At 68.4% G+C, this 12652-nt stretch carries 16 protein-coding genes and 1 riboswitch; of the genes, 9 read left to right on the forward strand and 7 right to left on the reverse strand.

Annotated features, from left to right (window positions below):
• The first annotated feature begins 18 nt into the window (after positions 1-18).
• Complete coding sequence (locus ACSVDD_RS09580) at positions 19-501, forward strand: peroxiredoxin (protein ID WP_448189101.1); 483 nt, start codon at positions 19-21, stop codon at positions 499-501.
• 44 nt (positions 502-545) lie between these two features.
• On the opposite strand, the gene rnhA is transcribed toward ACSVDD_RS09580, so the two are convergent.
• The 4 genes from rnhA to ispH are packed head-to-tail and all read right to left on the reverse strand — an operon-like array spanning position 546 to position 3613.
• Positions 546-1025 carry a ribonuclease HI gene (gene rnhA, locus ACSVDD_RS09585; protein WP_448189102.1) on the reverse strand — a complete coding sequence of 160 codons (480 nt, stop codon included), beginning with the start codon at positions 1023-1025 and terminating at the stop codon, positions 546-548.
• A 4-nt stretch (positions 1026-1029) separates the two neighbouring features.
• Positions 1030-2001 carry a homoserine kinase gene (locus ACSVDD_RS09590; RefSeq protein WP_448189103.1) on the reverse strand — a complete coding sequence of 324 codons (972 nt, stop codon included), beginning with the start codon at positions 1999-2001 and terminating at the stop codon, positions 1030-1032.
• Between the two features lie 40 nt (positions 2002-2041).
• On the reverse strand, positions 2042-2596 hold the full coding sequence (locus tag ACSVDD_RS09595) for a Uma2 family endonuclease (protein ID WP_448189104.1): 555 nt from the start codon (positions 2594-2596) through the stop codon (positions 2042-2044).
• Positions 2597-2629: 33 nt separating this feature from the next.
• Positions 2630-3613, reverse strand: coding sequence for a 4-hydroxy-3-methylbut-2-enyl diphosphate reductase (gene ispH, locus ACSVDD_RS09600; protein ID WP_448189105.1), 984 nt, complete (start codon positions 3611-3613; stop codon positions 2630-2632).
• A gap of 98 nt (positions 3614-3711) precedes the next feature.
• On the opposite strand from ispH, the gene ACSVDD_RS09605 reads away from it, so the two are divergent.
• From ACSVDD_RS09605 to gcvPB, 5 genes are all read left to right on the forward strand, one after another.
• The gene (locus tag ACSVDD_RS09605; protein ID WP_448189106.1) at positions 3712-4287 is read left to right on the forward strand and encodes a hypothetical protein; all 576 of its coding nucleotides are present in this window, start codon (positions 3712-3714) and stop codon (positions 4285-4287) included.
• Positions 4288-4342: 55 nt separating this feature from the next.
• Positions 4343-4449: riboswitch (glycine riboswitch) on the forward strand.
• A gap of 160 nt (positions 4450-4609) precedes the next feature.
• The gene (gene gcvT / locus ACSVDD_RS09610) at positions 4610-5737 is read left to right on the forward strand and encodes a glycine cleavage system aminomethyltransferase GcvT (protein WP_448189107.1); all 1128 of its coding nucleotides are present in this window, start codon (positions 4610-4612) and stop codon (positions 5735-5737) included.
• A 57-nt stretch (positions 5738-5794) separates the two neighbouring features.
• Positions 5795-6169 carry a glycine cleavage system protein GcvH gene (gene gcvH, locus ACSVDD_RS09615; RefSeq protein WP_448189108.1) on the forward strand — a complete coding sequence of 125 codons (375 nt, stop codon included), beginning with the start codon at positions 5795-5797 and terminating at the stop codon, positions 6167-6169.
• Positions 6169-7509 (forward strand): aminomethyl-transferring glycine dehydrogenase subunit GcvPA, encoded by a 1341-nt coding sequence (gcvPA, locus tag ACSVDD_RS09620; protein ID WP_448189109.1) that lies wholly within the window; start codon positions 6169-6171, stop codon positions 7507-7509. The genes gcvH and gcvPA overlap by 1 nt, the downstream gene beginning before the upstream one ends.
• Entirely contained in the window at positions 7509-9068 is a 1560-nt protein-coding gene (gene gcvPB, locus ACSVDD_RS09625; RefSeq protein ID WP_448189110.1) for an aminomethyl-transferring glycine dehydrogenase subunit GcvPB, read from the forward strand. The genes gcvPA and gcvPB overlap by 1 nt, the downstream gene beginning before the upstream one ends.
• A 61-nt stretch (positions 9069-9129) precedes the next feature.
• Here the strand turns inward: gcvPB and ACSVDD_RS09630 are convergent, their stop codons facing one another.
• The 3 genes from ACSVDD_RS09630 to ACSVDD_RS09640 form a co-directional block, all read right to left on the reverse strand.
• Positions 9130-9564, reverse strand: coding sequence for a hypothetical protein (locus tag ACSVDD_RS09630; protein WP_448189111.1), 435 nt, complete (start codon positions 9562-9564; stop codon positions 9130-9132).
• A 130-nt stretch (positions 9565-9694) separates the two neighbouring features.
• A complete protein-coding gene (locus ACSVDD_RS09635) occupies positions 9695-10099 on the reverse strand; it encodes a type II toxin-antitoxin system VapC family toxin (protein ID WP_448189112.1) in 405 nt (134 codons plus the stop codon).
• Complete coding sequence (locus tag ACSVDD_RS09640) at positions 10099-10329, reverse strand: type II toxin-antitoxin system Phd/YefM family antitoxin (protein WP_448189113.1); 231 nt, start codon at positions 10327-10329, stop codon at positions 10099-10101. Before ACSVDD_RS09640 ends, ACSVDD_RS09635 begins: the two co-directional genes overlap by 1 nt.
• Positions 10330-10505: 176 nt before the next feature.
• Here ACSVDD_RS09640 and ACSVDD_RS09645 point away from each other — a divergent pair, with 176 nt between their 5' ends.
• From ACSVDD_RS09645 to ACSVDD_RS09655, 3 genes are all read left to right on the forward strand, one after another.
• Positions 10506-10961 carry a hypothetical protein gene (locus ACSVDD_RS09645; protein WP_448189114.1) on the forward strand — a complete coding sequence of 152 codons (456 nt, stop codon included), beginning with the start codon at positions 10506-10508 and terminating at the stop codon, positions 10959-10961.
• Between the two features lie 102 nt (positions 10962-11063).
• Complete coding sequence (locus tag ACSVDD_RS09650) at positions 11064-11336, forward strand: PGPGW domain-containing protein (RefSeq protein ID WP_448189115.1); 273 nt, start codon at positions 11064-11066, stop codon at positions 11334-11336.
• 62 nt (positions 11337-11398) lie between these two features.
• The gene (locus ACSVDD_RS09655; protein ID WP_448189116.1) at positions 11399-12556 is read left to right on the forward strand and encodes an aminotransferase; all 1158 of its coding nucleotides are present in this window, start codon (positions 11399-11401) and stop codon (positions 12554-12556) included.
• The last annotated feature ends 96 nt before the right edge of the window (positions 12557-12652 follow it).

Consider the following 12652-nt stretch of genomic DNA (forward strand, 5'->3'; position numbering starts at 1 on the left):
AACGGGAGAGAGACAATCATGGCCATCAACGTCGGCGACACCATTCCGTCCGTCACCCTCAAGCACCTGACCGACAACGGCATGCAGGAGGTCAACACCGGCGACCTCTTCAAGGGCAAGAAGGTCGTCCTGTTCTCGCTGCCCGGCGCCTTCACGCCGACCTGCTCGGCCAAGCACCTACCGGGCTTCGTGCAGAACGCGGACGCCATCAAGGCCAAGGGCGTGCAGGAGATCGTCTGCCTCGCCGTCAACGACCCCTTCGTCATGCGCGCCTGGGGCGAGAAGAACGGCGTGGACGGCAAGGTCTTCCTGCTCCCCGACGGCAACGCGGCCTTCACTGAGGCGCTGGGCCTGACCATGGACGGCTCGGGCTTCGGCCTCGGCAAGCGCGGCCAGCGCTTCGTGCTGGTGGCGGAGGACGGCAAGGTCACCCACCTCGCGGTCGAGCAGCCCGGCCAGTTCGAGGTGTCGAGCGCCGAAGCGGTGATGGCAAAGCTCTGATTTCGTCGGGATTCTGCCCCTCCCCCTACACGAGGGGGAGGGGATCAGGCCCGCCCCAGCCCGCGGCTCTCGCGCGCCTCGGCCAAGCCGCGGCGGGCCAACTCGTCGGCGCGCTCGTTCTCGGGGTGGCCGGCGTGGCCGCGCACCCAGTGGAACTGGATGTCATGGCGTTGCGCCGCCTCGTCCAGGCGCTGCCAGAGGTCGACGTTCTTCACCGGCTTCTTGTCGGCCGTCTTCCAGCCGCGGACCTTCCAGCCCTTGATCCACTGCGTGATGCCGTTCTTCACGTACTCGCTGTCGGTGTAGAGCCGCACCGTCATCGGCCGCTTCAGCGCCTCCAGCGCCTGAATGGCGGCCATCAGCTCCATGCGGTTGTTGGTGGTGCCACCCTCGCCGCCGCACAGCTCCTTCTCGACGCCGTCGTAGCGCAGGATGGCGCCCCAGCCGCCGGGGCCGGGGTTGCCGCTGCACGCGCCATCGGTGAAGATGTCCACGACCTTCGCGCCGCTCGCTTCGTCGCTCATCGGGTCAGGCTCCCGCGTCCAGGCCGTAATCGCCGATGCCCTTGACCGTCTGGTGGAAGCGCAGCTTGCGCAGGTACTCCAGCGGGTCCTTGGGGCGTACGAAGGCGCCCGGCGGGTGGTTCAGCCAGTCGTACAGCCGCGTCAGCAGGAAACGCACGGCGCTGCCGCGGCACAGCCAGGGCAGGGCGCTCAATTCGCTGTCTGACAGCGGGCGCACGCGCTGGTAGCCGGTCAACAGCATCCGCGCCTTGGTGGCGTTGAACGCGCCGTCCGCCTCGAAGCACCACGCGTTCATGCAGATCGCCACGTCGTAGGCCAGGAAGTCGTTGCACGCGAAGTAGAAGTCGATCAGTCCCGACAGCCGCTCGCCGCTGAAGAACACGTTGTCCGGGAACAGGTCGGCGTGGATGATGCCGCTCGGCAGATCGCCGGGCCAGTGCGCGGCGAGGTCGTCCAGCTCGGCCGCCAGCGTGTCGCGCAAACCGTCCCGCACCTCGTCGGCGCGGTCGGCGCACTTGGCGAACAGGTCCTGCCAGCCGGCCAGCGACAGCGCGTTCTCGCGCCGCATCCCGAAGCCCGCCCCGGCAAGGTGCAGCCGCGCCAGCGCTTCGCCCAGCTGGCCGCAGTGCTGCGGCTGGATGCGGCGCGGCCACAGGCCCTTGAGGAAGGTGACGATCACCGCCGGCCGGCCGCACAGCTCGTGCAGCGCCTGTCCGTCCGTGGCGTGCACGGGGAGCGGGCAGTCGACGCCGTGCTCCGACAAATGCTCCATCAGGCCGAGGAAGAACGGCAGATCCTCGCGCCGGGTGCGCTTCTCGTAGAGCGTCAGGATGTAAGGGCCGCTTTCGGTGACCAGGAGGAAATTGGAATTCTCCACCCCCTCGGCGATGCCCTTGCACGACAGTACGGCGCCCAGCGCGTACTGGGCGGCGAACGCGCTCAGCTCCTCGTCGGAGACTTCGGTGTATACGGCCATGGGGTCAGGCGCTTACCGGGATTCGCGGCGCCGGTCAACGTCAGAACGCCACGCCTTCGTACAGGGCCGGCAGCGGCAGGTCGATCCCGACCGACGCCAGCGGCAGCGTCGCGGTGTCCGTGAAGTCCTCGACGATCCAGCGCGCCCCGTCGCGCCGCCACAGCTGCGCCCGCGGCGCGCGGCTGTCCACCAGCAGGATCTCCTGCACGGACGCGATCTGCATGTAGTCCGGAACCTTGGTGCCGCGGTCGTGCAGGGCGGTGCTGTCCGACAGAACCTCGGCAATCAGAACCGGGTCCTGCATGAAGCGGCGGCCCGGTTCCGGTGGCGAGCATGTGACGGCAACGTCGGCGACATAATAGCGGTCGTCGCGGTCTTCACGCGCGATGCTCGACTCCCCGATCACCCGGCAAGGGCGTTTGAGGCGGCTGCGGATCTCGAAGGCCAGATTGGTCCCAACCTGACTGTGCGCCTCGGTCCCGCCGGTCATCGCCCGCGGCTGACCATGGACGAGTTCGTACTTCACGTCCGGGTCCTGGTCGGCCCAGTCGAGGAAGTCGTCGATGGTCATGCCCTTGAATGCCGGCTGCGCCACTGAAGCCTCCACCGCTACGGCGTAACCCTATGATTATGCGTTCGCCGCGGCCTTCCGGGAAGGGGCATCCTCGTCGGTCAGCGCCTTGGGCAGCTTGAAGACGACGTCCTCGACGGCGGTGCGCACCTGTTCGACCGTCACCTCGAAACGCGACTTGGCCGCTGCGATCACCTCTTCCACCAGCACCTCCGGCGCCGAGGCGCCGGCCGTAATGCCGAGCCGGCGAATGCCGCCCAGATTCCGCCAGTCGATGTCCGCGGCCCGCTGAACGAGCTGGGCGTGCGGACAGCCGGCGTTCTTCGCTACCTCGACCAGGCGCTTGGAGTTGGACGAGTTGGGCGCGCCCAGCACCAGCACCGCGTCCACCTGCGGGGCGATGGCCTTCACCGCCTGCTGGCGGTTGGTGGTGGCGTAGCAGATGTCCTCCTTGCGCGGGCTGTTGATGGCGGGGAAGCGCGCCTGCAACGCCGCCAGGATGCCGGCCGTCTCGTCCACCGACAGCGTCGTCTGTGTGGCGAAGGCGAGGTTGCCGGGGTTCTCCACGGTGATGCGCGCCACGTCCTCCACCGTCTCCACCAGCAGGACGGCCCCCTCGGGCAGCTGGCCCATGGTGCCGACCACCTCCGGGTGGCCGGCGTGGCCGATCAGGATGACCTGCCGGCCCTCGGTGTGGTGGCGTTCGGCCTCGCGGTGCACCTTGCTGACCAGCGGGCAGGTGGCGTCCAGGTAGAACAGGCCGCGCCGGTCGGCCTCGTCCGGCACCGCCTTGGGCACGCCGTGCGCCGAGAACACCACCGGCACGCCGTCCGGCACCTCGTCCAGCTCGTCCACGAAGACGGCGCCCTTGGCCTCCAGGCTCTCGACCACGAAGCGGTTGTGGACGATCTCGTGCCGGACATAGACCGGGGCGCCGTAACGCTCCAGCGCCACTTCGACGATCTGGATCGCCCGGTCGACGCCGGCGCAGAAGCCGCGCGGGGCGGCCAGCAGGATGGTGAGCGGGGCTTTCGCGGTCATTCTTCCTCGGGTGCGCCAGGGGAGCGGCGCCTTGTGCGGGTGCGGTAGGTTCTCTACAGTGCGGTGCCACCTGATCCAACCTAAAGCAGGCCAGACGCATGGACCGCCGCGACCGTAATATAGGAACCCCTGTCCGGAAAAGCCTGACGGCGCTCGGCCTTTTCGCCGGCCTCTTTGCGCTGGCCGGCTGCTCGCTGCTCGGCGGCGCGGAACAGCCGGGCGATGTGGCGCTCGCCTGCCCCAAGGTGGGGATCGTGCGCGAGTTGCAGGAAGCGACTCAGTTCCGGCCGGGCGGCAAGGACATGACGGACATTTCCTCGCGTGCGGCGCTGACCGATTACAGCGGCAACTGCGAGTACGGCAGTGACGGCGTCACGCTGAACCTCAATCTGTTCGTCCTCGCCGAGCGCGGCCCAGCCCTGCAGGGCAATCAGGCCTCCTACCGCTACTTCGTGGCGCTGACCCGCCCCGACGAGGAGACGCCGGTCAGCAAGAGCGAGTTCGACACCACGGTCGAGTTCCCCAAGGGCCAGAGCCGCGTGGTCACCAAGGAGGAACTGGCGCCGAAGATCCCGCTGCCCAAGGGCACCAACGCCAAGAACTGGAAGGTGCTGGTCGGCTTCCAGCTGACGCCCGAACAGCTCGACTTCAACATGAAACAGGCCAAGCGCTGACCTTCGCACGATTGACAATCGGCCGGGAGCGGTTAGCTTAGGCCGCACACGCTGACGACCCCTCGCGGGAGAGACCGCCGCGGTGCCTGACGGCACCGGCAGGCGGCGCCGAAGGAGCAACCGCCCCCGGAAACTCTCAGGCAAACGGACCGCAGGGACAGGCACTCTGGAAAGCAGGCTCCACGCCCATGGGCGCGGGGCCTCACCGAAGGAGTAAACCGGTTTTCGGGATCGTGCCCGGACGGTGAATCTCTCAGGTCCACGACAGAGGGGGCTGGCACCCGCGCATTCGCGCGGCGTGAACCACTGTCGGAGAACGCGCGTGACCGAGTCGCCTGAAGTCCAGAACAACCAAAGCATCAAAAAGACGCCGCTGCACGCCCTGCACCTCGAGCTGGGCGCCCGCATGGTGCCGTTCGCCGGCTACGACATGCCGGTGCAGTACCCCCTGGGCATCCTCAAGGAACACCAGCACACCCGCGCGCAGGCCGGCCTGTTCGACGTGTCGCACATGGGGCAGGTGCGCTTGACCGGCGCCGATCCGGCGGCGGCGCTGGAGTCGCTGGTGCCCGGCGACATCAAGGGGCTGGGGCGTGGGCGCATGCGCTACACGCTGTTCACCAACGAGACCGGCGGCATCCTCGACGACCTGATGGTCACCAACGCCGGCGACCACCTGTTCCTGGTGGTCAACGCCGCCCGCAAGGAGCACGACATCGCCCATCTGCGCGAACGCCTGAAGGGCAAGGCGGAGGTCGAGCCGCTGCCCGACGCCGCGCTGATGGCGCTGCAAGGCCCCGCCGCGGCGGAGGTGCTGGCGCGCTTCATCCCCGAAGCGGCGTCCATGAAGTTCATGAGCCTGCTGCCGGCCACCTTCAACGGCATCCCGGTGCTGATCTCGCGCTCGGGCTACACCGGCGAGGACGGCTACGAGATCTCCTGCGACCAGAGCGACGCCGAGCCCATTGCCCGCGCCCTGCTGGCGGAAGCCGAGGTGGAAGCGGTCGGCCTGGGCGCCCGCGACTCGCTGCGTCTGGAGGCCGGGCTGTGCCTGTACGGCCACGACATCGACGAGACGACGACGCCCGTCGAGGCGGCGCTGGAGTGGGCGCTGTCCAAGCGCCGCCGCGAAGAGGGCGGCTTTCCCGGAGCGGAGATCGTGCTGGGTCAGCTCAAGGGCGGGGCGCCGCGCCGCCGCGTCGGCATCCGCCCTGACGGCCGGGCGCCTGCGCGCGAACACACGGAGATCGTCGACGAGGCCGGCAACCGGCTGGGCGAGATCACCAGCGGCGGCTTCGGCCCGACGGTGAACGGCCCGATCGCCATGGGCTATGTGGACATCGCCCGCGCCGCCGAGGGCACGCCGCTGACGCTGATGGTCCGCGGCAAGCCGCAGGCCGCCAGGGTCGCGGCGACGCCGTTCGTGCCGCAACGCTATTACCGCGGGTAATCCGCACGCCGATCATGTCGGGCCGCCGGCCCGACCCATAAACAACAGGGGGCACCCATGACCGTCAAGTACACCAAGGACCACGAGTGGATTCGCGTCGAGGGTGACGTCGCCACAGTGGGGATTTCCGACTACGCGCAGAGCCAGCTCGGCGACGTGGTGTTCGTCGAGTTGCCCGAGGTCGGCCGAACCGTCGCGCAGGGCAAGGAAGCCGCCGTCGTCGAGTCCGTCAAGGCCGCCAGCGAAGTGTTCTCCCCGGTGTCCGGCACCGTTACCGAGGTGAATCCCGACCTGGAGAGCGAGCCCGCCAAGGTCAACACCGGCGCCGAGGGCGACGGCTGGTTCTTCAAGCTGCGCCTGTCCAACCCCGGCGAACTGGACGCCCTGATGGACGAGGCCGCCTACAAGGCCTTCGTGGAGGGTCTGCACTGATGCGTTACCTGCCCCTCACCGAGGCCGACCGGCACGCCATGCTGGCATCCATCGGCGCGTCGTCGGTGGACGAGCTGTTCCGCGACGTGCCCGCGGCGGCGCGCCGCTCCGGCCCCGTCGAGGGGCTGCCCAACGTCGCGGGCGAACTGGAGGTCGAACGCCAGCTCTCCGCTATGGCGGCGAAGAACATCGCGGTCGGCAGCGTGCCGAGCTTCGTCGGCTGCGGTGCTTATAAGCACCACGTGCCGGCCACGGTGGACTATATGGTCCAGCGCGGCGAGTTCCTCACCGCCTACACGCCGTACCAGCCGGAAATCAGCCAGGGCACGCTCCAGGTCCTGTTCGAGTTCCAGAGCCAGGTGGCGCTGCTGACCGGCATGGACGTGGCGAACGCCTCCATGTACGACGGCGCCACGGCGTGCGCCGAAGCCGTGATGATGGCGAACCGCCTGACCCGTCGGAAGAAGGCGATCCTGTCCGGCGGCCTGCACCCGCACTACCGCGACGTCACCACCACCGACGCCCACTTCATCGGCTTCCAGGCGGTCGCCATGCCGGCGTCTCCCAGGGGCGGTGAAGATCTGGTGGCGCTGGTGGACGCCGACACCGCGTGCGTCGTCGTGCAGAACCCGGATGTCTTCGGCCACGTGCGCGACTACACGTCCCTCGCCCAGCAGTGCCAGGCCAAGGGCGCGCTGCTGATCGTCGTGGTGACGGAGGCGGTGTCGCTCGGTCTGCTGACCCCGCCGGGCGAGATGGGCGCCGACATCGTCGCCGCCGAGGGACAGTCGCTGGGCAACGCGCTGAACTTCGGTGGGCCGTATGTCGGCCTGTTCGCGGTGAAGGAAAAGTACGTTCGGCAGATGCCCGGCCGCCTGTGCGGCCAGACGGTGGATGCCGACGGGCGGCGCGGCTTCGTGCTGACGCTGTCGACCCGCGAGCAGCACATCCGCCGCGAGAAGGCCACGTCGAATATCTGCACCAACGCCGGCCTGTGCGCGCTGGGCTTCTCCATCCACCTCAGCCTGCTGGGCGAGGAGGGCTTCACGCGGCTCGCCCGCATCAATCATATGAAGGCGGTGCAGCTCGCCGACCGGCTGTCCGGCGTGAAGGGCGTGGAGATCGTCACCGAGGCGTTCTTCAACGAATTCACGGTGACCCTGCCGCGCGACGCCGCCGAGGTGGTGGAGGAGCTGGCCAAGCGCCGCATCCTCGCCGGTGTCCCGGCCTCGCGGCTGTTCGCGGGCGAGCTGAAGGATCACCTGATTCTCGCCGCCACCGAGACCACCACCGATTCCGACATGGACGCGCTCGCCAAGGCGCTGGCCGAGGTTTTGTGATGACGATGAATTCCCAGGGACGCCCGTCCACCCCTGCCGGCGCCGACAGCGCCATCCCGGAGACCGTCACCGGCAACCGTGGCCTTCAGATCGAGGAAGCGCTGATCTTCGAGCAGGACAGCCCCGGCCGTTGCGGCGTCGATCTGCCGCCGATGCCCGCCACGCAGATGCGCCTGGGCACCGTCAAGCCGCGCACCCGCGTCGGTCTGCCCGGCCTGTCCGAGCCGCAGGTTGTGCGCCACTACACGCGGCTGTCGCAGAAGAACTATTCCATCGACACCGGGCTGTACCCGCTCGGTTCCTGCACGATGAAGCACAACCCGCGCCTCAACGAGAAGATGGCGCGGCTGCCGGGCTTCGCCGACGTGCACCCGCTCCAGCCGGAGAGCACGGTGCAGGGCGCGCTGGAACTGATGGACGTGCTGGCGCACTGGCTGAAGACGCTGACCGGCATGCCGGCGGTGACGCTGGCCCCGGCGGCCGGCGCGCATGGCGAGATGGCCGGCATGATGGCGATCCGTGCGGCGCTGGAGCATCGTGGCGAGTCCAGCCGCACCCGCGTCCTGGTGCCGGAGAGCGCGCACGGCACCAACCCGGCGACCGCGGCGGCGCTGGGCTTCTCGGTGGACCCGATCCCGGCGGGGCCGGACGGGCGCGTCGATCTCCAGGCGATGACCGCCAAGCTGGGGCCTGATGTGGCCGGCATCATGCTGACCAACCCCAACACCTGCGGCCTATTCGAGCGCGACATTCGTGCCATCGCCGACGCCATCCACGGCGCGGGCGGCTATTTCTACTGTGACGGCGCCAACTTCAACGCCATCGTCGGCCGGGTGAAGCCCGCCGATTTGGGCATCGACGCCATGCACATCAACCTGCACAAGACGTTCTCCACGCCGCACGGCGGCGGCGGGCCAGGGGCGGGGCCGGTGGTGTTCTCGGCGGCGCTGGCGCCCTTCGTGCCGGTGCCCTACGTGCTGCACGACGCCAACGGCTTCCGTCTGGTGGAGGGAAGCGGGCAGGGCACCGAGTTCGGCCGCATGAAGGCCTTCCACGGCCAGATGGGCATGTTCGTGCGGGCGCTGGCCTACATGCTCAGCCATGGCGCGGACGGGCTGTGGCAGGCGTCGGGCGACGCGGTGCTGAACGCGAACTACGTGATGGCGCGCCTCCAGGACACCATGACGCCGTCGTTCGAGGGGCCGTGCATGCACGAGTGCCTGTTCGACGACCGCTTCCTGAAGGGCACCGGGGTGACCACGCTCGACCTCGCCAAGGCGCTGATCGACGAGGGCTTCCACCCGATGACCATGTACTTCCCGCTGGTCGTCCACGGTGCCTTGCTGATCGAGCCGACCGAAACGGAGTCCAAGGCCGACCTCGACCAGTTCATCCTGGCGCTGAAGTCCCTGGCGGTGCGCGCCAAGGAGGGCGACGTGGCCTATTTCCAGGGAGCGCCGCGGCTCACCCCGCGCCGCCGCCTCGACGAGACCGCGGCGGCCCGCAAGCCGGTGCTGCGCTGGACGCCGTCCACCGAACCGGCGCTGGCCGCCGAGTAGCCAACGCGAAACCGGCCGGAAGCGGGAAGCTTCCGGCCGGCGGCGTGGTGTGGGGCGGGTGTCAGCGCTGGCGGACCAGCGCGCCCTGACCGGCGAAGTTGCCGATGCCGGCGGCGAGGTTCTGCACGTTGGCGGCATTCGCCGGGCCGAACAGGCCGCCGGAGCGCTGGAGAACGGTCGCTCCCTGCACCGCGGTGTTGCCGATGCCGGCCGCCGTGTTGCCGACCGTCGCGGTCGAACCGCCGGAGAACAGCCCGCCCGAGCGCTGGCCGACGAAGGCGTTCTGGCCGGCGAAGTTGCCGATGCCCGCGGCCATGTTCGACACGTTGGCGACGTTCGGGCCGCCGCCGCCGCGCTGGAAGGTGGTGACGCCCTGCACGGCGGTGTTGCCGATGCCCGCGGCGGTGTTGGAGATGTTGGACACGTTCTGCGCCATGGCGGGGGCGGCGAACAGAGCGAGCGAGGCAAAGCCGGCGAGCAGCGAGGTGCGGATCATGGGTCGGTCTCCTGTCAAGGGGGCCGGCGCTCGATGCGTCCGGCGTGTTGTCGATGACAGGAGACTATCCGCGACCGGCCGGGCCGGATGTGAGCCGGGCCACAGGTGGGCGCGGTTTTCGTTCGAGCCCCTACAATCGGGCATCCTGGCGGATCAGCGGACCGGACCAAGCAAGAATTTTTTCATCGGCGGTCAGCAGCGTTGCGTCACGCGTCAGCGCGGTCGCAACGAGGAACCGATCGGCAGGATCGGCATGGAAGCCTGCGATCTCAACGGAGCCGACCGCAGCCACTCCATCAAGCGGAAACTCTTCGATTCCTGTCGTCAGAACCGAATGTCGCCACCGATCCGGTGCCTGCGGCAGAATGATTCTGCTCCGCGAATGGAGCATGGCCGTTTCCCAAAACGTCACGGCTGAGACGTACAGTTGGTCTCTGCTTCTGGCGTCATCGATGGTTCGACGCGCCAAAGGCCCGAGCCGCGCATCGCCTTGCGCGAGCCAGATAAGGACGTGAGTGTCGAGCAGGAAGCGCATTATTTCATTGCATCCCACTCGACATCGATCGGCTCCATAATGTCGCCGATGATCTGGATTTGGCCTTTCATGAAGCCGAACAGGCTTTCCGGCCTCTTCTTGGCGGGCACCAGCTCGGCAACAGGTTTGCCGTTTTTCGTGATGACGATGCTTTCTCCATTCTCGGCGACCTCATCCATCAGGTGCAGGCATTTCGCCTTGAACTCCGATGCCTTCATCATGCGCGGCATGACGCACCTCTATGTGACCATGGTCATGACCATAGTCTAGTGCCCGCCGCCGCTTCCATCAAGCCCTCACCTTATGTTGGGCCGCCGGTTTCCACCGGGACCTTCTGCCTGTTTCCTGCCAGCTTTGATTGATGTACGCTTTTCTCGGGTTGGGAAAACCAATCGGGAGGCGGGTGATGCCGGTGTTGCGCCGTTACCTCGTACGCGAGACGTCCGGGCGGATCGTCGAGCTGCCGAGCCGCGCGTTCGACCGCGCCGACGACGGCGTGGCGCCGATCCCGGACTTCGCCGGGCGGTGCATCGACCTCGTCGCCGCCGTGCTGGTTTCGGAAGAGGGCGGGGAACCGCGCCTCGCGGAGGTCGAGTTCACCAAGTTGTACTTCGACGCCCTGGGCTTCATCGACGGGTCCAAGCGCGACCGCATGATCCGCCTGATGCTGGAGAGCTGCGCCGACCGCCGTTGCGTCTCGCCGAGCCAGCCCGGCTGTCTGGATGCCGCGATGCGGGCCGATGCCGCGCGGCACGAACTGGCGCGCGAGTTCGGCTGGGAACCGGCGCCCGCCGACGTGAACGAGGTGCTGCACCGCCTGGACGGCGTGCGCTGGATGCCGGCCTCGCCGACCTTGCACTGACGGGTAGGGGGAAGGCCGCCCCCTGGTCGCCGCTGTGCCGCCCTCCCATATGCGGTGTCTTGTGCGCGCCCCGCCTTCCCGTCAGGAGCCAGCGAGACCGTCATGCACCGTCGCCCCACCGGCAAGACCACCGCCCTGTCGTACGACCGCGTCCGTCAGCTTGCGCTGATCGGCATGGGCTGGACGATCATCGCGCTGGGCATCCTCATCGCCCCGCTGCCGGGGCCGGGCGGCATCCCGGTGATCCTGCTGGGAGGGGCACTGCTGCTGCGCAACTCCGCCGATGCCCGGCGGATGTTCGTGCGCGCCAAGCGCCGCTGGCCGCGCCTGTTCTCCCCCATCGAAAAGCTGCGCCAGCGTCTGCGCCGGCGCTGAACGGCTGGACAGACGCCGCGCCGCGCTGCAATCCTTTCCGCTTGGTTGAGCGGAGGCGAACGGTGAAGTCTGGCAACGCGATCCTGTCGAGCTACGGGACCACCATCTTCGAGGTGATGTCGCGCCTCGCGGAGGAGCATGGCGCTATCAACCTGGGCCAGGGCTTCCCCGACGAGCGCGGCCCGGCCGACGTGCTGGAGGCGGCGTCAAAGGCGCTGCTGGAGGGCTGGAACCAGTACCCGTCCATGATGGGCACGCCGGAGCTGCGCCAGGCGCTTGCCTCCCACGCCAAGCGCTTCTACGGCCTGGACGTGGACTGGCGGACGGAGACGATGGTGACCTCCGGCGCCACCGAGGCGCTGACCGCCTGTCTGCTGGGCCTTATCAACCCCGGCGACGAGGTGGTGCTGTTCCAGCCCATGTATGACAGCTACCTGCCCATCGTCCGGCTGGCCGGCGGGATTCCGCGCTTCGTGAACCTCAAGGCGCCCGACTGGAGCTTCACCCGCGCCGATCTGGAGGCGGTGTTCTCGGACAAGACCAAGCTCGTCCTCATCAACGACCCGCTGAACCCGGCGGCCAAGGTCTACACCCGCGCCGAGTTGGATCTGCTGGCGGAGTTCGTGCGGCGCTTCGACGCGTTTGCCGTGTGCGACGAAGTGTACGAGCATCTGGTCTTCGACGGCCGGCCGCACATCCCGCTGATGACGCTGCCGGGCATGCGCGAGCGCTGCCTGAAGATCGGCTCGGCCGGCAAGACCTTCTCGCTGACGGGCTGGAAGGTGGGCTACGTCACCGGCGCCCCGCACCTGCTCCAGCCGGTCGCCAAGGCGCACCAGTACATCACCTTCACCACGGCGCCCAACCTGCAAACGGCGGTGGCGTACGGGCTAGGCAAGGAGGACGGCTACTTCACCGGCCTCGCCACGGCCATGCAGGCCAAGCGCGACCGGCTGGCCGCAGGCCTGAGCGCCGCCGGGCTGACGGTGATGCCCAGCGCCGGCACCTACTTCCTCACGGTGGACATCGCGTCGACCGGCTTCGAAGGCGACGATCAGGCGTTCTGCCGCTGGCTGACGGTGGAAGGCGGGGTGACGGCGATCCCCGTCAGCGCCTTCTACGTCGAGAACGCGCCTGCCACCGTCATCCGCTTCTGCTTCTCCAAGAAGGACGAGGTGCTGGACGCGGCGGCGGAGCGGTTGAAGAAGCTCTTCGCATAGGCGCCTTGCCGGTGCGGTAAACCCGTGGCGAAAGCCTCGGCAGTTGGGCATACTCCGCCGCCGGACCGCGCGGGGGAGCCCGCTCTTGCGCGTGTC

This window comes from Azospirillum terrae, assembly GCF_053470425.1.